We start from the raw sequence: 25,435 nt of genomic DNA on the forward strand, positions 1-25,435 counted from the left end.
CGGCGTTGTCACCTGATGACGGTGACAAACCGCCGAGCTGTCCGCTTTCAATATTCTGCCGCGTTATGTCAAGTATCCGCCAGGTGCTGGCGCATGCCTCGCGGCGCTCAACATTGGCGGCTGTTTTTTGATATTTACGGACGGATTTTTGGAAGCAGCCGGGACGGCACTCCATCACGATTAGGGCCATGAAACGGAGAACGCCCCCACGCACGACCCATCCAACCAGCACCGCACCGAAGCACGGCCGCACCATCGCGTGCTGCTGGTGATCGCGCTGGCCGTCACCGGTTTCGGCCTGCGGGCCGCCGTGACCAGCGTGGGTTCGGTCCTGGACAACATCCAACATGATCTGCACACCAACAGCATCGTCGGAGGTGTGCTCACCACCTTGCCCGTCCTGTGCTTCGCCCTGCTGGGCGCATGCGCACCGGCGCTGTCGGCGAAGCTGGGGGCGCACCGAGCGACCGTGCTCGCGCTCGCGGTCTCCTGCATCGGGTTCGTCAGCCGCTCGTTCGCCCCCGACATCATCGTTTTCCTTGTTCTGTCCGTGGTGACCCTGTCCGGCGCGGCCGTGGCCAATGTGCTGCTCCCGTCGCTGGTCAAGCTGCACTTCCCGGACCGCATAGGGCACATGACCGCCGTATACGCGACCGCCTTGAGCCTCGGGACCGCGATCTCAGCGGGTCTGACGGTCCCGATCGCGGATGCCGGCGGAAGTTGGCGGGTCGGTCTGGCGGTGTGGGCCGTCTCCCGGCTCTGGCGATCCTGCCCTGGCTCCCTACGATCCGACGCGAGTCCCGGCCAGCCCCCGTGATCTCGACCGAACCTCGCAAGCTCGGTCGCCGGGATCTCGTCCGCAGCCAGACCGCGTGGATGCTGACGCTGTTCTTCGGATCGCTGTCGGCGATCGCCTATATCGGGTTCGGCTGGATGGCGCCGTACATGGGCGCGCATGGCATCTCCGCGGCGACCGCCGGGGCGATGGTCGCCGTCATGACCGGCGTTAGTATCCCGGTGGCCATGGGCATCCCGATCATCCCGCGAGCCAGGCACCGCACGGTGATCGTCGCGCGCTCGTCGCCTGCCTCGCGGCGTCGTTCGTGGGCTTGGGCATCGCGCCGGTTGGCGGTGCATGGGTGTGGATGGTGCTCTTCGGGGTGGGCACCGGATTGTTCCCGCTCAGTCTGACGATGATCGGTATGCGGGCGCGCACGCACCAAACCACTGCGGCAACCTCCGCGTTCGTACAAGCAATCGGATACCTGATCGCGGGCACCGGGCCGCTGCTCTTCGGGGCGCTGTACAGCGCAACCGGAGGATGGACCGCCCCACTGTCGCTGCTGTGGGTCGCCCTTGCCATCACGACCATCACCGGCTGGCTCGCCGCCCGGCACAGGTTCGTCGATGACGAGACCGTGGAAGCTCGCCGTCGAGCCGTCGAGGCCACCCAGACCAACTGATCTGGTTACCCCACGGCTTCTTGACATGGCGCACCCTGGCCGCCAGTCACCGAGCCACCTGCTGATCCGATTAGACCTCACCCCCCCCCTCCCTCGTATCGCGATACCGTCGCTGGTAGGACGCCGGAGTTTGCCCAACCAACTGAGTGAATGTCGTGATGAACGCGCTCGGCGTAGCCCACCCAAATCGCGCGGCAATCTCGGTCACGGACCCGCCATCCTCAAGGAGCGCGGCCGATGCATGAAATACCCGCACCAAGCTGCGCCACTGTGGATACGTCACCCCGAACGATGCGAAACAACCTGCTCAGCGATCGCTCGCTCAAATTCACGGCGTTAGAAAGAATCGAAAGCGGCATATTCTGACCCAGATCAGCCTCGACCATCGCGCATACTCTCGCCAAACGCCTATCGCGCGGATTCGGCAGGCGGATACCAGTCCGAGGGGCGATCGCGACGAGCCCCGAGAGTAGTGCTTTCGCCTCCCTCTGCAGGGCGACCGGTATTCGCGCCTCGGTAAGCTCCATCTGTAGCGCGCGAACGAGCCCGCTCGCCGCGAATACGCTCGGAACATCGACGTCGCGCTCGACAGCGGCTATATCAGTCAACTCAAGGGCGTGGACTCGGGTATTCCCGAAGATTCGATGCTCATGCCACACACCGGCAGGGATGAGCACAGCGCGATCCGGCGTCACCGACCACACACCGTTGCTGGTCGTCACGGCGATGAGGCCCCCGCACTCACATAGACGATCTGATCGTGGTCGTGGACGTGTGCGGCGATGACACTCCCGCCGCTATGCGCGACAGCATCCGTCGCCCCACTAGGTAGGTAGGTAATTAATTTCGTCCATCACGGCCAGAATAGTGGGCCGGATGCGGCAACGCAGCTACAGATCTTGAACGAACAGAGATCATGGTTGTGAACGCTGACCTGCCGACCCTCCCTTATCCCGACGGCCGCCGCGTCCACCACCGGAAGTCACCTTGCACGCATCCCCACGCAGTACCGCCCACCGCCACAGCTTGTACTTTCCTGGCTCGCGGAGACGACACATAGGAAGTCATCATCCTGCCGCGGCTGGGATCACGTGCTGACGGACGCCGTCATCTCGCTCACTCATGCGTCAGTCCCGGAATTGCTGATTCCCGACTTCCAAACCTCGGGCGCTGCCAGATCCACGTGTCGGCAACAACAACTCCTACAACAAAGACAGCGTCGAGAACGCCGTCAAGAAAGCAGTCTGCGCGCGACAGGTCACCCTCGCGGCCGCGCAGCAGACGATGCGATGCTGGAACTGGACCACCGCCAAGGCCGTCCTCGGGATCGGCTGATGACCACCGGGGATCCGGTCCGTACGCATACCCGGCACACCACGCCGGACAGCGGTTTTGTTACATCCGTTGTGACCCGCGGAGGTAAACGCCACGGCAAAGTCATCGCGAGCGATGGGCGCGGTGGGTCTGGTATGTGTCGACTGTTCGAGCCGAGCCCCTGCGGAGGTCGGCTCCCGGATCGGTTTCAGGTTCAACGTCAACGGAGCTGGAGGTCAGCGCGGCCGGGCTCGGCATGGCCTGTGTGTCCTGGTGAGAAATCTTGGCTGACGATTGTGTTTAGCTGAGCCGAAAGCGTTCAGTCGCTCAGCGGGTGGTTTCAGCGATTTTCTTGACATGGTTGTTCCGGATGTTGATCAGCCGGGGCATGTACCAATTGAGTGCCGCCCGTTCGGCGACGGCTCCCAGGAGGCCGAGCGGAGCAGCGAAGTCGACCACGTCGCGCATCAAGGTGCCGCTGCTTGTCCGGCTCGAAGTGGTGGGCGTGGTGCCAGCGCTTGAACGGTCCCCGGACCTGCTCGTCGACGAAGTATCCCGGTGGCGTCAAGGCGCTGATCCGGGAGGTCATCCGCCACGGCAGGCCAAAATGCCTGGCTTGCCACGTGACGGTGTCACCGAGCGTCAGACGACCAGACGTGACGCCACTGACAGCGCGCTCGGCGGCACCGGCCATCGAAGCGGTATGCACCTCCACCTCCAATGAAACCTCAAAGACACGCTGCGGAGATGCGCTGATGCTAGTGGTGACCTCAAAACGCGGCATTGGGCAACCCTACGACCGACGATGCCCGGGGTGCCGACATGTCCGGGTACGGTGGAGTAGCGCACCGAGCAGAACCGCCCGTACGGAGCCGGGCGGTGATCATGTCCGTCGGGCGCCTGCCAGCGGATGAATTTCGTCTCAGTGAGGCTTGGGCGGTGGAGAGATTCACGTGCGAGCCTGACCCCACCGAGGGAGTTCGCCGGACACGCCAACAGGCATTGGTTGGCCAGCAGGATCGAGAATGAACGTGGTCTGGTTCGCCAATGGGCGCCCGTGCGGAATGCTCCGCCATTGTGGATCGACATCGGTTACCTCGTAGAAGGTGGAATGAATGGACGCCCCCCGCCGAGGGCCGCGAACACGACCTGAGGTGCGATGGCGCGCAAGCGTGCCAGGCGGTTGAGTGCAGCCACGCTGGCGGGCGCGGCCTTGGTGACGCATTTGCCTGGACCATCTCTGGGCAGTTGTGGGGTAGGCCGTCCGCCGCTACGAGTATCGTGTACAACGTCTGCGACACTCATGCATCGTTGACGATCAAGAGGCGGCAATGGGTATCAGGCAGTTGGCAGCCACCATGTTATGCGTCGGAACCGGGTTGGCGGCATGGGTGACGCCTGCTGCCGCCGCACCGACCGTGTCGATCCCGCTTGTCGGGCTGACGGTGACCCCGGCCACGGCCGTGGTCGGTGATCAGGTCACGGTGGCGGCAACGCTCACCAACAACACCTCCGCGACGGTGTCGGCGGCACTGGGTATTGAGAATCCTCAGTACGCGTCGCAGAAGATCACCGGGGTGGGTGGAAGCGGGTGCGCCCGACGCAACCTCCAACGCCTCATCTATTGCGGCAACTCGTTATTGGCCCCCGGCGCCACCGCGAGCATCATCGTGACTCTGGTGACCACTGCCGCCGGAACCGACAACTTCACAGCCTATGGGCGCATTACCAACACCAACGACGTCTACGCGTACGCCACACTCAGCACTTCCTGAACGTCTGGGGGCGCGCGAGACCAGCTAACGGGCGGGTCCGCAGACGCGCGACCTCGAATCGGCCACGCCGACATCAAAAACCGGCCGCGGCGGCGCAGCGAGGCTGGTATTGATCTCAAGATGCGGCACGTGGAGACTTAACAATAATGTGTCAGGTACGCCAGCCAGGGGGAGCGGTCGACCACCGATACTGGGGCACAGTCCGGTGCGCTGGTCCGCGATGCAGGTCCCGTGGACCTGCCCGTCCTGGTTCCATTGATAGTCTTGGCCCCAGCCGTTGGGGTCGCAGTTGGTGGCTACCCACCACGAATTTCCGTTGTCGTCCACCTGCTGATGCACACCGCAGGTGTCCGCCGGTGCCGCCGATGCTGGCACGGTAGGTCCGAGCGCGACGGCCGCGACTGTCATCGCGATCAACAATTTACGCACGAGTTTCCCATCACTGGTTCCGTTCTCGGATTTCGAGAAATAATGACGAATGGCAAGGTGGGGTTAAGCAGGATAACGGATATAGAGCCACCATTCGCCAGAATTGACCACGTCGCAGGCGTAGCCAATGGCGGCCGGGTCATGGCGGACCAGGTCTGCTCCATCGGTGGCACACCGATTGTGGTCGAAATAGCTGCCTTCGAACTCACAGCCAGCGAACGGCTGGCCTGGGTCCAACGAGTTGAAACAGATACCGTCTGCCGCGCGGCGGCGTCAGCGGCGTGAGCAGAGCACCGCACGTCACCACGCCAACAACCAAGCTAGCCAACCAACGTCTCGGGATCAATTCGAACTCCTTCGTCAGGGTCCAGCCGTGAGGTCAGTAGATCGTGAGGCTGATGATGATGGCGTCAGGCGGAAGGCTACCGGACTCGTTCCGGCCGAACACGACCGGCGGCGGGCAGCGGTCCGGGAGGATATACGTGAACGTGCCATAGTTGTTTTCCGCGTACCACAGTCCGACAGGGGCCAGATGCATGGTCATGGTCCCGCTGTCGGTGTAACACACGGGGTTCCCGGCAACGTAGAAGGTGAAGTACTGGAAGGAGTTACTGGCGTCGCACGCGGTATTCTGGATAGCTGGCGACGCTGTGGATGCGCTACCGGGGCTGGGTGTGATCGACAGTGCGGCCGCCAAAATAGCCGCAGTCACGGTGACCTTCGAGATTCTCGCGAGGATTTTCATAGAACATTCTCCGAGCACAGTCAAGGGTCCGGCGTAGCCGAACAGATAGGCAGTGGTGATCTCACGGCGAGACTGGAAGTCACCCGCAATTGACAATCGTCACCAATTTCAGCGGTTTCCGTGCCGAAAGACAGCAGCGACTGCAGCACCAGTAAATATCATGACAAATGTAAATTCCGCTTTGGGGTGCCCCGGCTCGCCTATTGGCCAGCGAACGGGAGGAGGCTCCTCTGAGGGATTTCGAGTGCCGGCAGATTTCGAGTGCTGTCGGCGAAGAACATCGACGCTTGGGCACAGCTGTGGCGCCCCGACGTGGCCTTCACCGTGCCGTGTCCCCGTGGACGGATTCCCGACCGAGCTCGACGGCAGGCAAGATGTCATCTCCGGTTTTCACGGCATGTGTACACCAGTGTCGAGTGATCACTGTCGATACCGGCGTTCGAGCGCGCCATCTGCGTCTCGGCCGGTGCCGGTCAGGACATGGCGTGGGTTGCCAGACATGCCGCGAACAAGCGAAGCGTCGTGATATCGGACCGTCCACAATTTCTGCGCCCCAGTACAGTTCTTGTCGTTCGGCGTTTAGAGGATGGGGTGCGATGAAGGCAACCAGGCCGGGCGACCCAGTCGTGGCGAAGGTGTCAGTGCTGGATGTAGTGCCAGTTTGGCGTGGCGGTTCGGCGACCGCGGCGTTGCGTGCTTCGGTTGACCTCGCCGTCCGGGTGGAGGCGCTCGGCTACACGCGTTTCTGGGCCGCCGAGCACCACAACACGCCAAGCCTGGCGGCGGCGTCGGCGCCGGCGGTGATGGCCGCGCAGCTGGCGACGGCGACGTCCACGATGCGGATCGGATCCGGCGGGGTGTTGCTGCCTAACCATCCGCCACTGGTGGTCGCCGAGCAGTTCGGCATGCTGTCGGCGTTCCATCCTGGACGTGTCGACCTGGGCGTCGGCCGCGCTGCCGGCACCGATCCGGCCACTGCCACCGCGTTGCGGCGGGTGGGCCATCGGACTGGAGAGGAGTTCGCGGCACAGATCGCGGAGCTCGCCGGCTATTTCGCGGGTGCCCGCAGTGGGCCGATAGACGCCGGCGCGGCCAGGGAGCACCATCCACCGATCTGGCTATTGGGCTCCAGCCCGTCCAGCGCGGCCGTCGCGGCCCGGCTGGGTCTGCGCTATGCATACGCGCATCACGTCAACCCGGCCGCGACGCAGGAATCGCTGCATCTGTATCGAGACACCTTCCAGGCGTCTGCGCACCTTGCCGAGCCGACCTCGCTGGTCTCTGCGGTGGTGATCGCGGCGGATTTCGACGCGGAGGCGGAAAGGATCGCTCGTCCGTACCTTCTCGCCAAGATCCAGATGCGCGGGACAGCCCGGTTCGATGCGTTTCCCACCCAGCAAGAGGCTGACGCGTACACCTTCTCCCGGCAGGAGCGTGAGCTGACCCAGGCTTTCGCGGACCGGCAGATCATCGGTGGCCCCGACACCGTCGGGCAGAAGGCGGCCGACCTGGTCGCCGCCTCCGGCGCGGGTGAACTGATGGCGCTGACCATTACGCCCGAGCATGCCGACCGGGTGGCCTCCTATCGACTGCTCGCCGAGGTTGTCGGCGTACCCGCGCCGGTACTTTCCCCCCAATCGACCCCAACCGCCTTCACCGGCTGACCCCGGTCCGGCGCTCACCGGGTGAACCAGCACTCGACCAGATCCGACAGGTTGCCCGGCGAGGCGGCCGCCACGATAGTCCTGCGCCACCGCTTGGGATACACGCCGAAAACAGCTCCGTCGCCGGTCAGCCAGGCTCGGTCGCGCTGGTGGGCTACGCCACCGCAAACCATCAGCATGGCGTGAGCGCGGCCGCGACACCACCGGCGGGCTCGTGCATGCTCGGCAGCTGGGGCGCGAGCTGGCCGGCCGGCGCCAAGGTCGCGATCACGTACAGTAGCGAGGTCAGCTGCGGCACCGGCCTGGTCGTCACCACCTCGGTCACCTCGACCCTGCACGCCGCCGGCGCGGCGCCGTCGAACAGGTCGCGCCGAACGCACACGGCGACACCCCCCCGGCACCTTCACCAGCTCCGCCACCTCGGCGAAGTTCGCCCGGCCGACCACCCACTACGTACAGCATCAGTCGACCTCGACACTGCACCAGACCAGCGCCGGCACGCTGGTCTGGCAGGGTCTGCCAGCTGGCTGCACCGGCGCCGGCACCGCGACCGCCACCTGCGACATCAACGAACCCAGCTTTGCTATCTAGCGTTTGCGGGTGACCCAGACTCGTACGTCGGGCCACGGCGGACGGCGAATCCCCGCGACGCCGAACAACACGACCGCCGCGAGGCCAACCAGTATTCCTCCCAGAGCTATCTGTGTCTCGTCGACGGCAGCCACCCAGGAAGCCTTGCCGTCCTTCACGACAACGGCGCCGGCCGGCTTCGCCATAAAGGCACCACACACCCTGCGGACCTTCATGGCTGGGATGACGGTTGTCCCGTCGATCGTCTCGTACGGGTCTCTGAAAACCCGCCCGGAGCCGATTTCGGTCGGCAAATCCCCGACAATCTCCTGCATTCGCACCTGAACCCCTTTCGTTGCCCCGCCTCCCACCGTAGGCCAGCCGGAGCTCCTTGCGGGCGGTTATGAAACAGGCACTGCCACCGACTCGGTTGTGGCGCGCTTGGTGATCCGCCTGCTCAACAGGTAGACCAGGGCGACGGTCAGAATCGCTATGACGACCAGCCCGTAGCGATCGAACGCCGTGTGCGCGATCACCACCCCACACAGCGTGTGACCGACAAGTGCACCACCGGCCAAGCCGAGCGAATGCTGGTCTGTCCACGCCGTGGACAATCCCCACCGGCGGACCAAAACGTACGCGCCAGCGACAATCAACGCATCTATCGCCATCGGTACCAGCGCCCATGCGCCGCGCGCGAACGATGGCTGTTTGGCTCCGCCAAAGGGAAAGATCAGACCCAGAATAATCAATGTGCCGACCGCTCCGATCACCCAAGAACCCAGATGGGCGGAACCGCCGCGGTCGTACGAACAGCGGTCGTCCGCGGTGGAACGACTTTCAGTGCTATCACTGCGATAATGGCGATCGCCACCACACAGCCGACCAATACCCCAATTGGGGCCAGGTAGCCAGGGTCATTGGACGCCGACACCGTACGCAGAAGGCCGATCCCCAGCAGGCCGACTATCGCAGTGATGACTGTCTCGGTCTTCTTCAAGTAGGGAACGTTCAGATGAGCGGGAAACAGCAGGTCGACTATGAGAATGGGGATGACCGCGCTGAATATCACGTGATAGACGACATTCAGCTCCCAGTACGCAGTCTTCAGACCGAACAGCCGTGGCGCCCAGCCGGCCGCGCCGTACAGATGCGGACTGGACAGCGCCTGCAGCCCGATCCCGTCCTCTATCAGCTCGTACGCGATGCCCAACAGGACAATGCTCGGCCAGCCGCGACCGGCTCGATGAACGGCTTCGCGTACCAACGAAATGCCGGCGCCATAAACTGGCGTCCACAACAACACCAGATAGCCCAGGTGCAGCGGCGTACTGCCGAACGCGAGCTCCGCGATCAGCGGCGTCAGGATCACCAAAACCCAGGCAGCAGCCCGATTTCCCGTTTTCAGCTTGCTCATCAGCTGCGCTCTTCCTCGCTCTGTCGCGCCTTCTTTTGTTCTGCCGACGCGCCCAGGTGGAACGTACTGCCACAAAGTGATGACCGCACGGTCCGAAAGTTGCATCCCCGCCGCCAAGAGTCGTGACTACGGGGGTGTGGGGACCGTCGCCGAGATTTACGTGGGGACGCATGAAGGAGCACGAGATCACCGAGAGTGGTCGCCATCGTCAGCGGCGACAATATCGACCCCGGCCGTCCTCACCGAGGTACGACGCGGCGCTGCGCTGCGCTAAAGAGCCTGTCGGCGCAGGCGAAAGGACATGGTTCGCACCAGGCCAGTTGCTGAGCAGACGAAGGAAAGTAGGCTCGGCCGGTGACTCGGACACCGTGGATAGTGATCACCATCGCTTTGCTGCTGCCTGCGACGATCATGATCAGCATCGCCGGCTGGGAGACCGCACCGACGCTTCCGGCGAAGATACTTTCCGTCGTCACCGTGCCGCTTCTGATAAGCGGTCTGCCGCTCGGCATGATCGCGCTCAGCGTTTGGCGCGATAGGGTCAAGGTCGCTCGATTCGAGGTGGGCTTTCGGGCCATCGCGGTGAACTCCGGTCTGGCTGTGGTGGAGGGAGCGGCAAGCCTGCAGGGGTTCGAGCTTCGCGGGAAGTACGGCGATGCCGCGGTCCGTGTTTTCCTGGTTCCCCAGTACTACGGGAGGGCGGCCCGGATCGTTAGCGTTTCGGCTCAAGTGACGCTGACATTGCCGGTGCGTACGCCGTATCGGGTGGTCGCCGGTGCCGGCCGGCCTGCCGCTGATCTCGCCTACTCGTATCGCATCGGAAGGGTGCGTACCGACGATGGCGGATTCGACAGGTGGTTCCGGGTCTACGCCGACTCTCCGGCTGCTGTCGCCGCTGTCCTCGATTCGCGGACGAGGTCGAGAATACAGCGCAGCGGCATCGCAGTCTTCGGGTACGAAGGCGGCGTCATCCAGCTGACCAGTCACCCGGAGAATCGTGCGCCCTACCCGGCCATTACGGCGGCGATAGACCTCGCTCATGCGCTTGCCGATACCTGGGCCGCGGCTGCGCCGGTCTCGCCTCGCCAGGCTGGTGCGCCGTTGCCATCCGCCGTACCTTCGCGCCGGGGGCCGTCGTCGAGGCGGAATTCGTACAGCCTTGCGTTGAAGTCAGAGCGATCCGCGGTCCTTCGCCGGTTCCGGTGGCAGATGGCGGCACTCGTCGGCTTTTTCGTCGTCATAATGTTCCAAGGCGTCGTCAGATCGATCGTCCAATCCGGCCCGCAGGGAATCGACTGGCTGGCGCTAAAAGGAGCTGGTGCCTTCTTTGGGTTTGTCGCCGTCATCGTCGTCCCTCTCTATTAGTCCCGTACTGGATTCTGCGGCATCGTCGCGTGCCGGCGTTGGCAGCACAGTTGCGTTCCTTTGCCAGCAGGCGCGGGTTGTCGTTTCCGTCCAACTGGGAGCCACCGGGCGGCCACGAGATGCACGGTCATATTGACGGCGTGCCGGTGACGATCCATCCCCTGCTGTTGAATCCTCGCGACGTGACGTACGGTCCCTACTCGGTCGTGATCGCGAACTCACCACAACTGTCGGCACGCCGCGTCGCCGTCCGGCGCCGGAGATCGCTACGGCCACACGGATTGCACAAATTCCCTACCGACGATCGGGATTTTGACCGCTTCTATAACGTTTTTCGCGCGATCGGCCGACGACGTGCCGGCCGTCCTCGGATCCGCTGCCCGGCTCGCGCTGATCGAGGCATGGGTGGCCACGTTCGACGTCGAGTACGGTGCGATCCGGGTGACGACCGCGAAGGAATACCGGCGGCCGTACGACGCCACGGAGGCTGCCTACAACGTCGTTGCCGCGGTCGTACATTCGGGCACCTGACATCTTGAAGAAGGTGGGGTGTGTGCTCATGCCGATGAGAAAAGCGGCATCGCCAAGCTGCAGAAACGAGTCCGGCAACGGCTGCCCGGTACCTACGGCGTATTCCTCACCATGTCGGGCTACAGCCCAGAAGCCCTCGCGGATTTAGCCTACGGTGACCGCGTACACGCCGCTGGCGAGGTTGTTCGCGTCGGTCGAGGTACTGGAGCTCAGCTTTGAACCACCGAGGGAGATGACTGACGGACCCCGGTGGCCGCGGAGGGGCAGAAGCGCAGGTCGTCCTGTCCGGCATCGAATCCAGTCACGTCTGCGAAGGCGTGCTGCGGTTACGGACGAGAGCCGGTGAGGGGGCCACTGACGGGCCGAGCGACACCCCCGAACCGCCTCAACCCCGGCTCGCTCTGGTAAGGCGCGCTCGGACTGCTCAGCGAGTAAGCGACGACTCGAACCTGCCGCCGATAGTTTTTTTCGGTCCTGGGGGCGTCTACCTCCTCGGATGACAGGAAGACGTGATGTTCAGGGTGCAGGCGTCAACGCTTGAGGCGTACTTCGCCGCGGACCCCGCCAGGGAGTCGGACCTGCGTGCGGCCGACTCGCTGATCCGGGCGGCCGCACCAGGGCTGGCCCGCGGGGTTTCGGCGGCACGGCGGCCGGCAGTCCGGGGATGTCGATGACACTGATCGGGTACGGAATGTTCCAGTACGAGGTCGCTTCGTCGCCCCGGCTGGTCGACCGGCCCGTGAATCGGGCTGGCGCTGCAGAAGAACTACATCAGCCTGTACGTGGCGGACGTCGAGGATGACGAGTTCATCGTCGGGCGATACGCGGGCCGGCTCGGCAAGGTGAAGCTGGGACGCAACAGTGTCGCGTTCGCGCGATTCGCCGACCTCGACAGCAACGGCATGGCAGAACTTGTGGCGTACGTCGACCAAGGTATCGCCAACGGCAGTCTGGAGCCGCGCTACGGCAGGGCTGGTTCAACGTAGAGACAGAAAAAGTCGATGATGTCCGCGACCAGAAGGCCAGGTGCTTCCACGGCGGCGCCCTGCCCGGGTCGCTAGGGCGCAATTGGAGGACATACGAATGACTCATAAAGGCGACGGCCACGGTAATCCCGCGGATTCTGGCGCTGTACTACCGCTTATGCCGCCCGCGCGGCGTACGAGCTCGGTGCCGACCGCTCGAACTCAGAACCTCCGCGTTCTCGAAGGCCGCTTCGTCCTCGAGCGGGTGTCCGACATCCGCAAGACCGCCCCCGAAACCGGCCTGCTCGCGCTCGCGCTCGCGCTCGTGCTCGGTCCAGACGGAGGCGCGGCGATGCGGCGCGACGACACCGCCGAGGACGGCTGGACGGCGCTGTGGAACGGCGATGACGCGCACGACCCGGAAGTGACGGGGATGCTCAGCGCTATCGTCGCGCCGCTCGCAGCGAGCGAACTCCCGGTCTGGACCGCCGCGAGCTACGACGGAGACCTCGTGCTTGTCCCGGCCCGCAGGCTTGAGGAAGCCGTCGGCGTACTTCGGCGGGCCGGCCACCAGGTGGCCGTATGACTGAGCTCAGACAGGGGGCATCGTTGAAGCCTTCGCGTAGTGGTCACGTGCCGATCAACGGCCTGAGCCTCTATCCCTGGGGGGGACATCGCCCACGCCGTCGCCCTCCTCGCCTTCAACGAGGCCCGGATGATCCACGGCGCCATCCCTAGACGTTGACGGCGGCATCACTGTCCACCCGCCTGAGCTAGCCGCTGGAAAGGATCACCTCAGGACTGGGCGTGGGACCATGAACGACATTTCCAGCCAGCGCTGTCGGCCGACCAGAAAATGACAATGCCGCATTCCTGGTCGGGAATGCGGCATCGTCGCTGCCCAGGTCAGCGTCCTGCGGAGGCTACGTAACTATTCCGCTACAGACCGCCGGCCCCGGGGTGGCGTTGTCAGCGGGTAGCGTGGCCTGCCCGCAGGGCCTGGATATTGCCACCGACATCACTCGTGTTGATATCGCCATAGCCAACGTTTTTGCCTACCCCGCCCGGAAGGAGTTGGCCGGCAGTGTCGTACAGGCCGACAAAGCCAGCCGGATACCCAGACGCCTCACCGTGGAATTGCCCGTTGTCGTTGTTCTGCCACAAAGTGATGGTCAGGTCGTACTTGATGCCTGAGATGTAGACGCTCGACACCGCACTCCACCATTTGCTAAAGCTCGCCTGGGGGTGGGCACTGGCCGCGCCTGGACCGGCGACTATCAGCCCGATCGCGAGCGCTATGGTCAGGATGCCGGTCGCGAACTTCCTCGACATCAGACACTGTCCTCGTGGTACAAGGACCACGGCAACGTGTCGGGGTTGTTCGACTGAGTGCAGAACCAGGTGTTGTTGTAACCGTTGTAATTGCTGTAGCCGTATGCTTCGCAGTCGCCGTAGGTGAAGAAGGACCCCACGTACTTGAACGTCTGCGGGCTGGCGTGTGCCCGCTCAGTCCGACGGTGGCAGCCGCGGCGGGCGCCGCCGCACTCGACAACGCGGCCAGGGTCATCGCCCCGACACAGACACTTTTCCATGACCTCATGCCCATTCTGTCATTTCCTTCCGTAGTTCGATCCCAGGTGGCTTTCGAAAAAGCCGCACGGCAGCGCCGGACAAGCGGTCTCAGCAGGTCAGTCGCTGGTCACTCGGCCCCAGGGCCTGTACGGACGAGGCCTGGTCATTGTCCTCGGGCGCAACATTGCGGATGTTGAACCCGAAATAGTCCATGAATCGCTGTTGACCCGTGTAGTTGGCGTCGTAATACCAGCAATACGTCCAAGCGCTCACGTTTTCCCAGGATGTCAGGCGGTCGTTCATGTCGTAGCAGACGCCGCCGACGCAGGTGTTTCCCAGGTACGGCACGCTGACACCCTGGGGAATGATGACTTCCAGACCTCCGCCGTTGGCGTCGGCGAACAGGCAGAGATAAAATGCCGAGCAGTTTTCGTTCGGTCTGGCCGATCCACGCTCGAGCAGTGTCGCGTAACCGCCGGCGATATTACGGTCCGAGGCGGTGGCCCGACGGTATTCGACGGTTGTGGCGGAGCGCTTGAGCAGCTGTAGTTGCGCGTCGACAGTGGCCGGCAGGCGCCCGCTCACCGCCCCATCGGACGCACTCGCCGCGCTCTGGCCGCCGGTGACAACTATTGCGGCGACGGTGAGCGCGAACAGCAATCTCAGGAATCGACTCATTCTTTCCTCTCGCGGGCGGAAATGGCCAGGCCGGCACATTCATGTCCTATGGTTTCTGAGGCACTATAAGGGTTCTTTTGACGTTATGTGACGCTACATGCCATGTCCAGTGACATTCATCATCGAAAAGGCAAGTGTTTCCCAGGCCACTGTTGTGACGAATGTGGGTCAGCCACGAACAGCAGATGCAGATCGCGGAGCGCGGGCAGTATGGGTGTTGCGTCGCCAACCCGGCGTCGAGCGATATGAACCGACCTACCCACGCAGCCGACCGCAAACCAGAGTCTTGCGCGTATGCCGCGCCTGGAGGAATGGAACCGGTCGGGTGTGCTGGAATCACGGCGGCCACAGCCAGGCCGTCGAGGGCGGGACAAAAGCCCACTGTGGTGATCGCGATGAACCAGTACTCAACCTTCCACCACATCGAACACCTGCACGACCAGCAACAAATCATGGCCAGCTACCTCCACCTACCGACCGGGTCATACGTGGCACTCACCCACCTACACAACCCCAAAAACGGCAGCAAACTCGCCACCATGGCGGACAACATGCAAAGTCGTACCGATCGGTGAACTCCGAACTGCGCATGCGCCCGTACGCCGAAATCCTCACCCTCTTCGACGGGCTGGGAATCGTCGAACCTGGCCTGGTACCACTACGTCGCTGGTGGCGCAGCGGCTCGACCGTCGGCGACGACCTGCTGCTCTACGACATCTGTCTTAGCGCGGTCGGCCGCAACGCATAAGAAGACCCTGCGCCGCGCGAGTCGGACTTTCTTCCTCGCCAGGTGTGACGCCGGCGAACGCGGCGAGGTGGTCCGCGGATGTGAAGGCGCTCGCGTCGCCGATGATCGGCAGCAAGCGCGCGGCGCCGAGCATGCCGATGCCGGGTACGGTGGCCGTGAGTGTCGCGACCCGCTGGTTAGCCAGGCGCTCCTTGAGTTCGGCGGCGATCGCCTGCCGCTCGCGGATGACGCTCAACAGGGTGGGCAGCCTTGGCTGGCGATCACGCGCCCCAGGGCCGCGGTTCCGGGTGTCTGCTCGGCCAGCGGGCGCAGGATCTTGTCCGGCAGCTGCCGCGCCGGTGTGCAGGCACTGGCATGTGCACGCACCACCGACTACGCGTTGACGCTGATGGAGCTGGGGTTTCCGGATCTTGACGGCGTCGAGCTGATGCGGCGGCTGCGGTTGATGCGACCAGGTTGTGTGTTCGTGATCCTCACCGCGCGCCGGGAGGATGTCGACGTGGTGTGCTCGGGTTGGAGGCCGGCGCCGACCACTACCGGACCAACCCGTTCCGGTTGGCCGAGCTGCTTGCCCGGGTACGCGCGCACCTGCGGCGCCGCCCCGTGGACGGCACGGCCGGCAGTGCTGCGCCGGCCCGCATCCAGGTCGGCGCCTTGGTCGTGGACCTAGCCGCCCGCCGCTGTCTGCTCGGCCCGTCGGAGGTCTCGCTGCGGGCCCGTGAGTACGACGTATTGGCTCGCTGGCAGCCTCGGCGGGTGAGGCTGTCAGCCGGGCGACGCTGACGAACGACGTCTGGGACGAGAACTAGTTCGGCCCCACCAAAACCCTGGGCGTACACATCGCGGCGGTACGCCGCAGGCTGGCGGAGGCGGCCGAGTTGGCAGGCATCCAACTGCCGGGGATCAGCACCTTGCGTGGACACGGCTACCGGCTTGAGAAGTAGGCGGAATGGGCGGCTGTGATCGGGGAGAACCAGCCGCCCACCCCTCCAGGCCCCGGGTCGTGTGGCTTCCTTACTCCGGGGTGGCTTTTTGGTTACCTCTCGCGGAGGTCCCCCGCGGTGGCGCGACTCGCCCGAGCGGTCGCGGTGAGTGCCGCCGCCAGGACCGCCGCCACGGTCACCACCAACACGCCGCCGAGATAGTCCCAGGGCACCGCTAGCCGGTCCGGTGGCGGGTCGAAGACGCCGGCCAGCACGGCGACCAGCATCTCGGCCAATGCCCAGCCAGCCAGCGACCCGGCCAGCGCACCGCCCACCAAGGTCAGCACCGCCTCGCCGAGTAAGACCCCGGCCAACTGCCGGGTGGTGCTGCCCAGGGTTCGCAGGATCGAAAATGCCCGCCGACGTTCGGTGAATCCCAACGCCAGCACCAGTCCGCCGGCGCCGGCGCCGAGCAGCAGGGCGAACCCGAGTTCGATGTCGGTCAGCCCGGCAAGGTCCACCGCTGTCAGGCTGGAGCTGACCACATGCCGGGAGGTGGCGATGTCACCGACAGTCGCGGGACGTTCCCAGCCGTGCCTGGATCTGCGCCGCGACCGTGGTGGTGCTGGCTCCGCCGGTGTCGACCAGAAAGGCCCCGACCGCGTCGCTGCCGGTCGTTTTGGCTATGTAACTGGCGTTGGCGACCAGGAAGCTGTCCTTGGGTGCGGTCGGGAACTCTTTAGCGATGCCGAGGTAGTGGAACCCGACGGTAGTGAGCTGTTTCGTACGGGCATCCTGCAGTCTGAGGTTGATCCGGTCTCCCAGCCGCAGTTGGAATTCCTTCACGGTCTCGGCCGACACCAGGATTCCGTCCGGTTGCGCGGACAGCCGGCTCATCAGCTGCGCCGCCGTGCCGCCGGAGAAATAGCCGTCCTGCAGTGACGTCGCCGCAGCGATCGTGTCCGGTCGTATTCCGTACAGGTCCTGGAGATCTGTTCCCACGTAAGCGAAACGGTGTTGGAGCGGTTCAACCGAGTGGACCCTGGGCAGCGTCGCGATCGTCGCGGCGGCCGCCGGGCCGACGGTCGAGCCCGGTGGCTCAGTGACCGTCACATCTGCGCCGTTGGTCAGCCGTGCGTCCACTTCGGACTGCTGTTGGAAGGTGCTGTTGAAGATCGCTGTGGAGATGGCGAAAGACAGCGCCAACGCGACCAGCACGACCCCGCGGGCAAGCAGTCGGCGCTGCCGGGCGAACATCGCCGCGATGGTCGGCGCCAGCGGCCCACCGATCGGCCGCAACAACCTGGTCACCAGCGGACGACCACGACCGAGCAGCAGGTCCACCAGCCGCCAGGTCAGCAGAGCGGCGCCGATCCAGAACAACCCTGGGCCAAGGAATGCCCAGTAGTCCACCGAAATGCTCGGCACGCCTTCGGGCGCCAGCACGAGGGTGTAGCCGCTCCTGTTGGTCGACCACAGCACCAGCGCGGCGCCGGCGATCAGGATCAAGTCCAGGCCATACCGTGCCCACCAGGGACCGGTCCGCCGGCCGCCGGTCGCGCGGCCGGCGACGACAGTGGTCGCCTTCGTCTCGCGCCACGCCGGCACCAGCACGACCGCCAGCGCCACCGCCAGCCCGACGCCGGTCGCAAGGCCGCCCCACAACCAAGCCGCCGCTGCACTGGCGCCAAACCGCGGCGATTCGAAGAAACTCAATCCCAGCACTGCCGCGACACCGAGCCCGACGGCACTGCCGATGACTCCGAGCAGCACCGCCTCGATCGCGGCCAACGTGAGGACCTGTCGCCGGAGTGCGCCGCGGGTCCGCAGCAGGGACTGCTCCCGGCGTCGGCGGTCCGCGCCGGACCCGGCCACCGCGGCGGTCAGCGCAACCGCCAGCAGGATTCCCGGCATTCCCAGGAAGAGGAACAGGATCCGGGCATAAAGCGCGTCAGCCCGTGCCGCGTCCAGCACCGCGCCGAGGTTGTCGCCGACCGTCCCGGCGCCGGCGAGCTTGGCTTCCAGGTGATGCGCGCGGCGGCGGTGATCTCGGTGAACGCCGCTTGCGGATCCGTTGGTAGCGGCAGCAGCTGTCCGGGCGACGTGGATCTGGGTGGTCACCACACTCGGGACGGGACCGAAGATCTGATGGAATTGGCTGCCCGGCAGCAGAACGACGTTGTCCGGCGGTGCGCTGGGCTGCGACTGCGACGGCGCGCCGACCTTCTGGAACAGGGAGTTCGCCTGCGGCAGCTCAACGACTCCGCTGATCACCACGGTCGCCGGTGGCCGGCCGGGGCGGGCGATCGTCACCGTCGTTCCAGGCGCGCCGTGCAGGTTTGCCGCTGTCTGCTGTGCCAGCACCGGCCCGGAGTCGGTGCCGACCAGGGTCCGGATCTCGCTGGGGAACGTGGTGCGGTAGCCAGCAGGTAGGCCGAGGACGACGCCGCTGCCCGGTGGTCTGGGTCGAACCGGCCGCCGTCGCGGACAGCCAGGACGTGCTGGCGAACTCCACCGGCAGAGCGCGCCCTACGCCGGGTTCCGCGGCGGTCGCGGCCAGCACACTGTCTGCGGCCGCCCCTGGAGCTACGGCGACCTGCCAGTCCACCGCGACCTGACGACTTGCCTGCCTGGTCATGGCGGCCTCAGACGCGGCGAGGAAGCTTCCGTAGGCGGCGAGCAGGGCCACCGCGGCGGCGACCCCGGCTGCTGTTGCCAGCAGCCGACCCCAGCGGCGGGTCAGCAGACCGCGCACCCAGATCGCGGTCATTGGTGAGTCTGCGCGCGGGGCACTATGAGGCTGCCGGCAGCCATGATCCATTCGATGTCCAGCTTGGCGGCGACCTCCCGGTCGTGGGTGGCCACCACGACGGCGGTCCCGTAGGTGGTGGCGGTCTCCAGCAGGACCTGCAGGACTTCGTCGGCGGTGCGGTGGTCAAGCTGACCGGTCGGTTCGTCGGCGAGGATCAGCGCCGGTCGGCTGACCAGCGCGCGGGCCAGGACCACCCGCTGCGCCTGCCCACCTGACAACTCCTCGGGGAGCTTGCCGGCCAGGTCATCTACATGCAGGTCGACCAGGGCGGCGAACGCCCGCTCGCGTGCCTCCCCCGCCGGTACGATTTCAGGAGCATCGGGAGCTCGACGTTCTCCACGACATTCAGTGGTGACAGCAGGCTCGGCGCCTGGAAGGCGACGCCGATGCTGGCCGGGTCGCGGTCGGGCGAGCGTCCCAGGCCCGGCCAGCTGCGGTTCCCGCTGGTGGGTGTCTCCAGGCCGGCCATCAGGTGCAGCAGCGTGGACTTTCCGGATCCGGAGGCGCCGGTGACAGCGATCCGGTCGCCCGGCCAGACGGTTGCCGTCGCGTTGTGCACCGCGTAGACGGTCCGGTTGCCGCTGCCGTAGGCCCGGCGCAGCAGCTGTCCCCGGAAAACCGGTTCGGTCAGTGTCGTCATGGTGTCACCACCTGCCCGTCCCGCAGCTGCAGGACCCGGTCAGCCACTCGTCGTACGTTCGCGCTGTGGCTCGCGACGATCACGGTTTTTCCTTGCATGCTGCGGGAGACGAGCATCCCGAGCAAGCGATGTTCGGTGGTCTCGTCCAGCTCACCGGTCGGTTCGTCGGCGATCAGCACCGCCGGGTCGCCTGCCAGCGCCACCGCGAGTCCGGCCCGCGCCAGCGCCAGCTCCCCCGCCGGACAGCTGCCCGGGATAGGACGACCCGCGACCGGCGAGGCCGACCGCTTCCAGCAGGACGGCCACGTCCATACGCGACTTTTGCAGTCGTTGGGAGAAGCGGACGTTGCCTGCGACCGTGAGGTGCGCGAAAAGGTTGTCGTACTGGAAAATTACGCCGATCCCGCTGGCCCTGAGTCGGGCCCGCTCGGCTTCCGGGCGGTGACTGAGCCGCCGCCCGTCCAGCCACACCGCGCCGCCGTCTGGCTCGTCCAGGCCGGCCAGGCAGTTGAGCAGAGTGGTCTTCCCAGATCCGGACGGTCCGGCAATGACCACCAGCTCGCCGGCGGTCACCTCGAACGACACTCCGCGCAGGGCGAGCGTTTTTCCTCGTCGCCGGCCCGAAAGAACCGGTAGAGATCACGGAACGGCCAGGGTGACTGGTCGCATCACCGCCACCGGAACGACTCGGTGACTCTGCGCCATGGGTCGACGTTGTCGGAGCCGTGTGGCGCGGACAGCGTGATCAGCGTGATCAGCGCGAGGCTGCCGGCCCGGAAGAACTCGTATCGCTCCACATCGTCCTTCACGTACCTGTTGGTGACCGGGTCGACTGGGCTGTTTACCTGGTAGCGGGCCAAGACCACCGCGGCCGCCGACCGGGTGACCGTGCTGACCGCAAGCCCCGCGAAACCGGCGGCGGTCCGGTTCTGGGCAGCCACATCTGCCAGCACCGTTGTGACCGTTGGGGCCGCCCGCGCCGGTCGGACCTCGATCCGGATGGTGTTGAGCTTGTCGGTGAAGGTTGCGCCGTTGCCGCCGGGAAGGTCGGTCCTTGCCCAGCCTTCGGGGACGTTCAGCCGCGAGTGGCCGGACGGCAGCGCGTACGCCACGTACTGCTGGTTGTCCGGGATATCTCCCTGCGCGCTGTTCTCCTGCGGTGCCGGCCCGCTCGCTGCGGCCGGCGCCGCAGCCGGCGAGGTCGTTGGTGCCGGTTGCTGGGCGGCTGGCGCCGAGCAGGCGGTCATGGCCAACGCACCGGCCATGGTCACTGCGGCCGCGCGCCAGCGGGTAGACCGGATCTGTATCACAAGGGCGACGCTATAAACCCGCCCGACAGTCGCCGGCCAGCTGTGGGTTAGCGAGCGGCAAAAACCGCGCGGCCCAGCGCGCCCGGGGTCGATTGTCAGGGCAAGCTGACGCGACAACGCCAGGGGGAATCGGATGCGTAGACGGGTGCAGCACGTCGCGGTCGTCGCCGCGTTGATCGCGGTGACGGTCTTCGGCCTCCCCCTGGGCGCCGCCGTCTACCGGCTGTTCGTCGACGAGGAACGTAGTGAGCTGACGCGGATTGCCGGAAGCAGCGTCGGCCAGGTCGCGGCCGATCCTGGATGGAGAACCGATCCGGCGGCACTGGCCCGGATCCGGTTGCCCGCGGTCGAGGGTGACACCACCATCTCCCTCTACACCGGGGACGCCCGACTGGTCGCTGGGCCAGCCTCCGCCGTGGCTGACCAATTGCTGCCGGCCGCGCTGGCCGGTCAGACCGTGGACACCGAGACCGCGACGCACGTGACTGTCGCGATGGCCGTCCCGAACGCTGCGCGGACGGCCGCGGTCGTCATCGTCACATCGTCCAAGGACAATGCGACCACCCGGACCGCATGGACCTGGGCGGCGATGGTGGGTCTCGCGCTGCTCGCCCTGGCCGCAGTCACAATCGTCGCCCGCCGCCAGGCCGGCCGGATCGCGGCACCACTGGATCGGCTGGCCAGGTCCGCTCATGCCCTCGGCGAAGGTGACTTCAGCGTGCGATCGGCGCACAGTGGCATGGCTGAGATCGACATGGTCGCGACCGCGTTGAACAGCACCGCCGGCCGCCTGGGTGACCTGCTGCGCCGCGAGCGGTCGTTCTCGGCGAACGCGTCGCACCAGCTGCGTACGCCCCTGACCGGCCTGCGGCTGCTTCTGGAGTCGGCACTCGACGACCCTCATCCGGTCGCGGTCGGCCGCGCGCTGGACACTATCGACCGGCTGGAGCGGACGATCGACGAGCTGCTGGACCTCGCCCGCCACGGTGACGCTCAGGGGGCCCTGCTGGACATCGACGCGCTGCTGGAGGACCTCCGCGATGCCCGGGTCGGCGCGTTGACGGTAACTGGCCGGGCCTTGCTGGTCGGGCGTGACCAGGACCTGCCGCCCGTCCTCGGCAGCATCGGAGCCGTCCGGCAGGCGGTCGCGGTACTGGTCGACAACGCCACGGTGCACGGCACCGGAACCATTGTCGTTCGCGCCCGTGATGCCGGCTCCGCGGTCGCCATCGACGTACGGGACGACGGACCTGGACCGGCGGTCGAGACCGCGCTGTTCGGTGGCCCGGGAGGTGAGCGGTTGGGACTGCGGCTGGCCCGCGACCTCGTCGAGGCCGACGGCGGCCGGCTGACCCTCAGCAGACCCGGCCCCGGACCGGTGTTCACGATCCTGCTTCCCGCCGCCGACGTTCACCCGACATTCAGCGATGGCGGCCTAGCGTGAAGGCCACGATCGCCGTCCTCGAGCCGATCTGTTCCGGGCACAGCCCGGCCGCGCTGTTGCGATACGAAGACCGCAACGCCATGCGATTCTCCATCGAGGGCAGGGCGCCTTTCCTGACAATGGACCTCTTGCGCATCCTATGAGCCATGGACGACAGCGCGATCCTCTACGCCGACTGGAACACAAGAGCTCTCCGGCACGCCACCGCCGGGCACCTCCCGTCCGTGGTCAACCGAGGACGCAAGAAGGTCGGCTTCACCACTCCCGAGGACGCCTGGTTCGGCAAGGTCGCCTGACACGTGCGTGAGGTTTTCTCCTCACCGTCTTTCGGGGTTCGGCCAGATTTCGACCAGGCCGCCGTCGTACGAGAGTTCCGGCAGAGTCTCCGCGGACGGGTCCACTGTGGAGACGATGACCTTCTGGCGGTTGATGAATCTGGGGTTGCGGCTGCGGGAATTTTATCGATAACCGTGTGCCACGGCCGTTGCACCGGCGACCGCTGGTTTTACCTGGCGCTAACCTTTGATTGCCTGGGCGCTAATCGCGTGGCCATTAGCCTCCGACAAATGGCCACGAACTATCAGTCACCGTCCACTTCTGTCCGCACCAGAACGGTTCTCAACAAAGTTCCGGAGATCACTCTCTATTTCTGGATCGTGAAGATCCTCGCGACCACGGTCGGCGAAACCGCCGCCGATTTCCTGAACACCACGCTGGGTCTCGGACTGACAGGTACCACGTACGCGATCGGGGCAGTGCTGGTCGTAGTGCTGGTCTTCCAGTTCCGGGTACGCAGATACGTGCCCGCGATCTACTGGCTCGCGGTGGTCCTGATAAGCATTGTCGGTACACTCATCACCGACAACCTGACGGATAACTTCGGCGTCAGCCTCACGACCACCACCATTGTCTTCGCCATCGCACTCACAGTCACCTTCGGGATCTGGTACGCGAGCGAGAAAACCCTTTCTATTCACACGATCTACACGTACCGCAGAGAAGCATTCTATTGGCTGGCGATCCTGTTCACCTTCGCCCTGGGCACCGCAGCTGGCGACCTGTTGGCCGAACAGCTGAACCTGGGATATCTGCCGTCCGCGCTCATCTTCGCCGGACTCATCGGAATCGTCGCGCTGACTCATTTCACGCTGAAGTTGGGAGCTGTTCTGGCCTTCTGGATCGCCTACATCCTTACCCCCGCCCGCTCGGCGCCTCCCTGGGCGATCTGCTTTCCCAGTCCCATGACGACGGCGGTCTAGGGCTGGGCACAGTCGCTACCAGCGGGATCTTCCTCATCACCATTCTGGCCGTGGTCGTCTATCTGACCAAGACAAGGAAAGACGTCACTGAAGCGGCCTGAGGCGACACCGGAAAGCCGGGCGCCGCTCAGCGGCCGCCCGGTTTTTCTTCGGCCCAAAATGATCTAGTGCCCGTGGGGAACTTTCTTTTGGCGCGGACAGGTGTCATCGCCGCTCCCAGCACTACACCATCGGAGACAGTAGGGTCGCCTGATGGCCGCACACAGATCAGTGGCCTTATCGCTCAGACAGTGCCGCACCATCGAGGCTGGTGCCGATGGGGGCGTCGACACCAGCACCCGTCAGCGTAGCGCCGAGAGTTGGCCGGGTTGGTCAGTGATCGTGCCAGCTGGGAAGGGCAAGGCTCGAGGATTCGCCCCTGACCTGATCAAACTTGTCTGGCGGTACAGCGACGATAGCCCCTAATCGTAGTCGGCGCTGCGGTGGTAACCGGGGGCGTCACGAGGTGGTGGTCACAAACGTCCACCACTGGGTGCTATCTGTCCCACTGCAGGTCTCCGCAACCACAGCTGGTTGTCCCTGATAGAGCACTCTTGTCAGGCAACCCATAGCCGGGTTGGCAATGAAATAACCCGGACCATTCGCGTTCCCCCACACGCCCCATCTATCTACCCGGTGGATCGTTCGCATCACCGCAACCCGCGAAAGCCCCTAAGTCATCACTCTCCAGACATTCGAAGGGTGAATTCGGAAAGGCGTGTATCTGGCCTATGTATCCTGAATGCACGGGCACCTCGCCACCGTTGCTGTCGTCGCCCCAGAACCCGGTCCGTGGATCGCCTCTCAACCTTTGACTACTAGAGTAGAGGATGACATCGGGACTGAGTATGCCCTCATTGTCTAAGGGGCGGAGGTATTCGCCAGTTGACACATTCTGAAGGATGATTGGAGCTGGTGCCGGATTATAGGCCCACTGTTGTTTTGGATCTGTATCCGAACACCCGTCAAGAACAGCGGAAGTGTCGTTCGCCGACAAGCAAAGACCCTGGCTACGACTCTCGATGAGCATGCGGCCGTCCGAGTAAGGGTAAGTGACAATCTGCCAGTCCTGCTGGTTGGTGGTACCCGCGTCGCACGTACTGATGGTGACCTTGTTGTCCACATAGTCAAGACAGCGAGGAGCCTCGGTAGGACCCGTCTGGAGGTGTCCCATATACCCGCCAGTGAGATTCCCCCATTGATCGTTGCTCCATTCTCCAAACATATCGTAGGGCGGATTGGTTTGGAGTTGAAGAAGATATGGATCCACGAATGCTAGGTATTTGCCGGTCGCGTAGTTCCAAAGCTCCGCTTTCGGAGCGGACGGTGGTGTTGTTGGATCCGCGGAAGCCGGCACGGCCGGTGCCAGTGTGATCACAAGAACACAGACCAGTAACGCTGCTGCAATGGTTACCCGACGCCGATACAACCTCATCCATCTCCTCATGTGGCCACTGAATGGCTATCACTTCCGTGCACGACGCTGACTAAAGCCTCCTCGTTGGGACAGCGGCAATTGCATCTGAACGCATTCGAGAAGGCTACTAATATGTACCGAAAGTGACCTCGCAAGTTCAGTACGTCAGGTCAGCTACAAGTGCACGATGACCCGGCCACGCGGGTATCACATTTAGTGAACCGGAGTGGCTGCCTCATCGCGCACCCGCGCTCATGCACGCAACCGCCGACGGCATACGCGGCCAATATGGCTACGAATAATTAATCCACTTTACCCGAGTCTTTGATGAGTCCTGGATCAACCAACCAGCACC

At 64.8% G+C, this 25,435-nt stretch carries 39 protein-coding genes; 17 read left to right on the forward strand and 22 right to left on the reverse strand.

Annotation, left to right across the window (positions count from 1 at the left end; genetic code table 11):
- Window positions 1-268: 268 nt before the first annotated feature.
- The 3 genes from GNX96_RS15955 to GNX96_RS15965 are packed head-to-tail and all read left to right on the forward strand — an operon-like array spanning window position 269 to window position 1,463.
- Window positions 269-817: an MFS transporter gene (locus tag GNX96_RS15955; RefSeq protein ID WP_279580495.1), complete on the forward strand. Its 549-nt coding sequence runs from the start codon at window positions 269-271 to the stop codon at window positions 815-817.
- Window positions 814-1,191, forward strand: a complete 378-nt coding sequence (locus GNX96_RS15960) for an MFS transporter (RefSeq protein ID WP_163568686.1) — start codon at window positions 814-816, stop codon at window positions 1,189-1,191. The genes GNX96_RS15955 and GNX96_RS15960 overlap by 4 nt, the downstream gene beginning before the upstream one ends.
- An 11-nt stretch (window positions 1,192-1,202) precedes the next feature.
- Complete coding sequence (locus GNX96_RS15965; RefSeq protein WP_163568687.1) at window positions 1,203-1,463, forward strand: MFS transporter; 261 nt, start codon at window positions 1,203-1,205, stop codon at window positions 1,461-1,463.
- Window positions 1,464-1,533: 70 nt separating this feature from the next.
- Here GNX96_RS15965 and GNX96_RS63670 read toward each other — a convergent pair whose 3' ends face one another.
- The 3 genes from GNX96_RS63670 to GNX96_RS52210 all read right to left on the reverse strand — a co-directional run bounded on the left by GNX96_RS63670 (window position 1,534) and on the right by GNX96_RS52210 (window position 3,248).
- Window positions 1,534-1,746: a helix-turn-helix domain-containing protein gene (locus tag GNX96_RS63670; RefSeq protein ID WP_390624022.1), complete on the reverse strand. Its 213-nt coding sequence runs from the start codon at window positions 1,744-1,746 to the stop codon at window positions 1,534-1,536.
- The gene (locus tag GNX96_RS15975) at window positions 1,685-2,185 is read right to left on the reverse strand and encodes a helix-turn-helix transcriptional regulator (protein ID WP_163568643.1); all 501 of its coding nucleotides are present in this window, start codon (window positions 2,183-2,185) and stop codon (window positions 1,685-1,687) included. Before GNX96_RS15975 ends, GNX96_RS63670 begins: the two co-directional genes overlap by 62 nt.
- 919 nt (window positions 2,186-3,104) lie before the next feature.
- Window positions 3,105-3,248, reverse strand: coding sequence for a hypothetical protein (locus GNX96_RS52210; protein ID WP_279580496.1), 144 nt, complete (start codon window positions 3,246-3,248; stop codon window positions 3,105-3,107).
- A gap of 860 nt (window positions 3,249-4,108) precedes the next feature.
- On the opposite strand from GNX96_RS52210, the gene GNX96_RS15985 reads away from it, so the two are divergent.
- The gene (locus tag GNX96_RS15985; protein WP_279580497.1) at window positions 4,109-4,552 is read left to right on the forward strand and encodes a hypothetical protein; all 444 of its coding nucleotides are present in this window, start codon (window positions 4,109-4,111) and stop codon (window positions 4,550-4,552) included.
- Between the two features lie 808 nt (window positions 4,553-5,360).
- On the opposite strand, the gene GNX96_RS15990 is transcribed toward GNX96_RS15985, so the two are convergent.
- Complete coding sequence (locus tag GNX96_RS15990; RefSeq protein ID WP_163568690.1) at window positions 5,361-5,726, reverse strand: hypothetical protein; 366 nt, start codon at window positions 5,724-5,726, stop codon at window positions 5,361-5,363.
- A gap of 596 nt (window positions 5,727-6,322) precedes the next feature.
- Between GNX96_RS15990 and GNX96_RS15995 the strand changes: the two genes are divergently transcribed.
- The gene (locus GNX96_RS15995; protein WP_163568691.1) at window positions 6,323-7,390 is read left to right on the forward strand and encodes an MsnO8 family LLM class oxidoreductase; all 1,068 of its coding nucleotides are present in this window, start codon (window positions 6,323-6,325) and stop codon (window positions 7,388-7,390) included.
- 14 nt (window positions 7,391-7,404) lie between these two features.
- Here GNX96_RS15995 and GNX96_RS52215 read toward each other — a convergent pair whose 3' ends face one another.
- The 5 genes from GNX96_RS52215 to GNX96_RS16015 form a co-directional block, all read right to left on the reverse strand.
- On the reverse strand, window positions 7,405-7,563 hold the full coding sequence (locus GNX96_RS52215; protein ID WP_279580498.1) for a hypothetical protein: 159 nt from the start codon (window positions 7,561-7,563) through the stop codon (window positions 7,405-7,407).
- Window positions 7,563-7,772, reverse strand: coding sequence for a hypothetical protein (locus tag GNX96_RS16000; RefSeq protein ID WP_163568692.1), 210 nt, complete (start codon window positions 7,770-7,772; stop codon window positions 7,563-7,565). Before GNX96_RS16000 ends, GNX96_RS52215 begins: the two co-directional genes overlap by 1 nt.
- 205 nt (window positions 7,773-7,977) lie before the next feature.
- A complete protein-coding gene (locus tag GNX96_RS16005) occupies window positions 7,978-8,295 on the reverse strand; it encodes a hypothetical protein (RefSeq protein WP_163568758.1) in 318 nt (105 codons plus the stop codon).
- 66 nt (window positions 8,296-8,361) lie between these two features.
- Entirely contained in the window at window positions 8,362-8,733 is a 372-nt protein-coding gene (locus GNX96_RS16010; RefSeq protein WP_163568693.1) for a hypothetical protein, read from the reverse strand.
- Complete coding sequence (locus GNX96_RS16015; protein ID WP_163568694.1) at window positions 8,730-9,377, reverse strand: hypothetical protein; 648 nt, start codon at window positions 9,375-9,377, stop codon at window positions 8,730-8,732. The genes GNX96_RS16010 and GNX96_RS16015 overlap by 4 nt, the downstream gene beginning before the upstream one ends.
- Before the next feature lie 354 nt (window positions 9,378-9,731).
- On the opposite strand from GNX96_RS16015, the gene GNX96_RS16020 reads away from it, so the two are divergent.
- The 5 genes from GNX96_RS16020 (at window position 9,732) to GNX96_RS16045 (ending at window position 12,824) form a co-directional block, all read left to right on the forward strand.
- The gene (locus GNX96_RS16020; protein WP_163568695.1) at window positions 9,732-10,742 is read left to right on the forward strand and encodes a hypothetical protein; all 1,011 of its coding nucleotides are present in this window, start codon (window positions 9,732-9,734) and stop codon (window positions 10,740-10,742) included.
- A gap of 312 nt (window positions 10,743-11,054) precedes the next feature.
- A complete protein-coding gene (locus tag GNX96_RS16025) occupies window positions 11,055-11,273 on the forward strand; it encodes a hypothetical protein (RefSeq protein ID WP_163568696.1) in 219 nt (72 codons plus the stop codon).
- Window positions 11,274-11,785: 512 nt separating this feature from the next.
- Complete coding sequence (locus tag GNX96_RS16035) at window positions 11,786-11,947, forward strand: hypothetical protein (RefSeq protein ID WP_163568697.1); 162 nt, start codon at window positions 11,786-11,788, stop codon at window positions 11,945-11,947.
- A gap of 108 nt (window positions 11,948-12,055) precedes the next feature.
- Window positions 12,056-12,259: a hypothetical protein gene (locus GNX96_RS16040; RefSeq protein WP_163568698.1), complete on the forward strand. Its 204-nt coding sequence runs from the start codon at window positions 12,056-12,058 to the stop codon at window positions 12,257-12,259.
- 157 nt (window positions 12,260-12,416) lie between these two features.
- On the forward strand, window positions 12,417-12,824 hold the full coding sequence (locus GNX96_RS16045; RefSeq protein ID WP_163568699.1) for an ACT domain-containing protein: 408 nt from the start codon (window positions 12,417-12,419) through the stop codon (window positions 12,822-12,824).
- Between the two features lie 383 nt (window positions 12,825-13,207).
- Here GNX96_RS16045 and GNX96_RS16050 read toward each other — a convergent pair whose 3' ends face one another.
- The 3 genes from GNX96_RS16050 to GNX96_RS16060 all read right to left on the reverse strand — a co-directional run bounded on the left by GNX96_RS16050 (window position 13,208) and on the right by GNX96_RS16060 (window position 14,470).
- Window positions 13,208-13,570 (reverse strand): hypothetical protein, encoded by a 363-nt coding sequence (locus GNX96_RS16050; protein ID WP_163568700.1) that lies wholly within the window; start codon window positions 13,568-13,570, stop codon window positions 13,208-13,210.
- Window positions 13,570-13,830, reverse strand: a complete 261-nt coding sequence (locus GNX96_RS16055; protein WP_163568701.1) for a hypothetical protein — start codon at window positions 13,828-13,830, stop codon at window positions 13,570-13,572. The genes GNX96_RS16050 and GNX96_RS16055 overlap by 1 nt, the downstream gene beginning before the upstream one ends.
- 88 nt (window positions 13,831-13,918) lie before the next feature.
- Window positions 13,919-14,470, reverse strand: coding sequence for a peptidase inhibitor family I36 protein (locus tag GNX96_RS16060; RefSeq protein WP_163568702.1), 552 nt, complete (start codon window positions 14,468-14,470; stop codon window positions 13,919-13,921).
- A gap of 413 nt (window positions 14,471-14,883) precedes the next feature.
- Here GNX96_RS16060 and GNX96_RS52220 point away from each other — a divergent pair, with 413 nt between their 5' ends.
- Both GNX96_RS52220 and GNX96_RS52225 read left to right on the forward strand, forming a co-directional pair.
- Entirely contained in the window at window positions 14,884-15,063 is a 180-nt protein-coding gene (locus GNX96_RS52220; RefSeq protein ID WP_279580499.1) for a hypothetical protein, read from the forward strand.
- Complete coding sequence (locus GNX96_RS52225) at window positions 15,060-15,236, forward strand: SAM-dependent methyltransferase (protein ID WP_279580500.1); 177 nt, start codon at window positions 15,060-15,062, stop codon at window positions 15,234-15,236. The genes GNX96_RS52220 and GNX96_RS52225 overlap by 4 nt, the downstream gene beginning before the upstream one ends.
- On the opposite strand, the gene GNX96_RS16070 is transcribed toward GNX96_RS52225, so the two are convergent.
- Entirely contained in the window at window positions 15,211-15,471 is a 261-nt protein-coding gene (locus GNX96_RS16070; RefSeq protein ID WP_163568704.1) for a transposase, read from the reverse strand. The genes GNX96_RS52225 and GNX96_RS16070 overlap by 26 nt on opposite strands.
- A 269-nt stretch (window positions 15,472-15,740) precedes the next feature.
- Here GNX96_RS16070 and GNX96_RS16075 point away from each other — a divergent pair, with 269 nt between their 5' ends.
- Complete coding sequence (locus tag GNX96_RS16075; protein ID WP_163568705.1) at window positions 15,741-16,019, forward strand: response regulator transcription factor; 279 nt, start codon at window positions 15,741-15,743, stop codon at window positions 16,017-16,019.
- 253 nt (window positions 16,020-16,272) lie between these two features.
- On the opposite strand, the gene GNX96_RS52230 is transcribed toward GNX96_RS16075, so the two are convergent.
- The 8 genes from GNX96_RS52230 to GNX96_RS16095 form a co-directional block, all read right to left on the reverse strand.
- Window positions 16,273-16,704, reverse strand: a complete 432-nt coding sequence (locus GNX96_RS52230; RefSeq protein WP_279580501.1) for an ABC transporter permease — start codon at window positions 16,702-16,704, stop codon at window positions 16,273-16,275.
- Window positions 16,705-16,723: 19 nt separating this feature from the next.
- The gene (locus GNX96_RS16080) at window positions 16,724-18,472 is read right to left on the reverse strand and encodes an FtsX-like permease family protein (protein WP_279580502.1); all 1,749 of its coding nucleotides are present in this window, start codon (window positions 18,470-18,472) and stop codon (window positions 16,724-16,726) included.
- Window positions 18,414-18,929, reverse strand: coding sequence for a hypothetical protein (locus GNX96_RS52235; RefSeq protein WP_279580503.1), 516 nt, complete (start codon window positions 18,927-18,929; stop codon window positions 18,414-18,416). Before GNX96_RS52235 ends, GNX96_RS16080 begins: the two co-directional genes overlap by 59 nt.
- Window positions 18,926-19,279 (reverse strand): ATP-binding cassette domain-containing protein, encoded by a 354-nt coding sequence (locus GNX96_RS52240; RefSeq protein ID WP_390624030.1) that lies wholly within the window; start codon window positions 19,277-19,279, stop codon window positions 18,926-18,928. The genes GNX96_RS52235 and GNX96_RS52240 overlap by 4 nt, the downstream gene beginning before the upstream one ends.
- On the reverse strand, window positions 19,219-19,611 hold the full coding sequence (locus GNX96_RS52245) for an ATP-binding cassette domain-containing protein (protein WP_279580505.1): 393 nt from the start codon (window positions 19,609-19,611) through the stop codon (window positions 19,219-19,221). The genes GNX96_RS52240 and GNX96_RS52245 overlap by 61 nt, the downstream gene beginning before the upstream one ends.
- Window positions 19,608-19,790, reverse strand: a complete 183-nt coding sequence (locus GNX96_RS52250; RefSeq protein ID WP_279580506.1) for an FtsE family protein — start codon at window positions 19,788-19,790, stop codon at window positions 19,608-19,610. Before GNX96_RS52250 ends, GNX96_RS52245 begins: the two co-directional genes overlap by 4 nt.
- Window positions 19,762-20,196, reverse strand: coding sequence for an ATP-binding cassette domain-containing protein (locus GNX96_RS16090; RefSeq protein WP_279580507.1), 435 nt, complete (start codon window positions 20,194-20,196; stop codon window positions 19,762-19,764). The genes GNX96_RS52250 and GNX96_RS16090 overlap by 29 nt, the downstream gene beginning before the upstream one ends.
- A gap of 83 nt (window positions 20,197-20,279) precedes the next feature.
- Window positions 20,280-20,876, reverse strand: coding sequence for a hypothetical protein (locus GNX96_RS16095; protein WP_163568706.1), 597 nt, complete (start codon window positions 20,874-20,876; stop codon window positions 20,280-20,282).
- A 178-nt stretch (window positions 20,877-21,054) separates the two neighbouring features.
- Between GNX96_RS16095 and GNX96_RS16100 the strand changes: the two genes are divergently transcribed.
- The 4 genes from GNX96_RS16100 (at window position 21,055) to GNX96_RS61160 (ending at window position 23,725) form a co-directional block, all read left to right on the forward strand.
- Window positions 21,055-22,365 (forward strand): HAMP domain-containing sensor histidine kinase, encoded by a 1,311-nt coding sequence (locus GNX96_RS16100; protein ID WP_163568707.1) that lies wholly within the window; start codon window positions 21,055-21,057, stop codon window positions 22,363-22,365.
- A gap of 146 nt (window positions 22,366-22,511) precedes the next feature.
- The gene (locus tag GNX96_RS16105; RefSeq protein ID WP_163568708.1) at window positions 22,512-22,661 is read left to right on the forward strand and encodes a hypothetical protein; all 150 of its coding nucleotides are present in this window, start codon (window positions 22,512-22,514) and stop codon (window positions 22,659-22,661) included.
- Window positions 22,662-22,664: 3 nt separating this feature from the next.
- Complete coding sequence (locus tag GNX96_RS16110; protein WP_313885679.1) at window positions 22,665-23,624, forward strand: COG4705 family protein; 960 nt, start codon at window positions 22,665-22,667, stop codon at window positions 23,622-23,624.
- On the forward strand, window positions 23,591-23,725 hold the full coding sequence (locus tag GNX96_RS61160) for a hypothetical protein (RefSeq protein ID WP_313885680.1): 135 nt from the start codon (window positions 23,591-23,593) through the stop codon (window positions 23,723-23,725). The genes GNX96_RS16110 and GNX96_RS61160 overlap by 34 nt, the downstream gene beginning before the upstream one ends.
- Before the next feature lie 563 nt (window positions 23,726-24,288).
- Here the strand turns inward: GNX96_RS61160 and GNX96_RS63675 are convergent.
- Window positions 24,289-25,110, reverse strand: coding sequence for a ricin-type beta-trefoil lectin domain protein (locus GNX96_RS63675; protein ID WP_390624023.1), 822 nt, complete (start codon window positions 25,108-25,110; stop codon window positions 24,289-24,291).
- Between the last annotated feature and the right edge of the window lie 325 nt (window positions 25,111-25,435).

This window comes from Fodinicola feengrottensis, from assembly GCF_010993775.1.
In the GTDB taxonomy this organism is placed as follows: domain Bacteria; phylum Actinomycetota; class Actinomycetes; order Mycobacteriales; family HKI-0501; genus Fodinicola; species Fodinicola feengrottensis.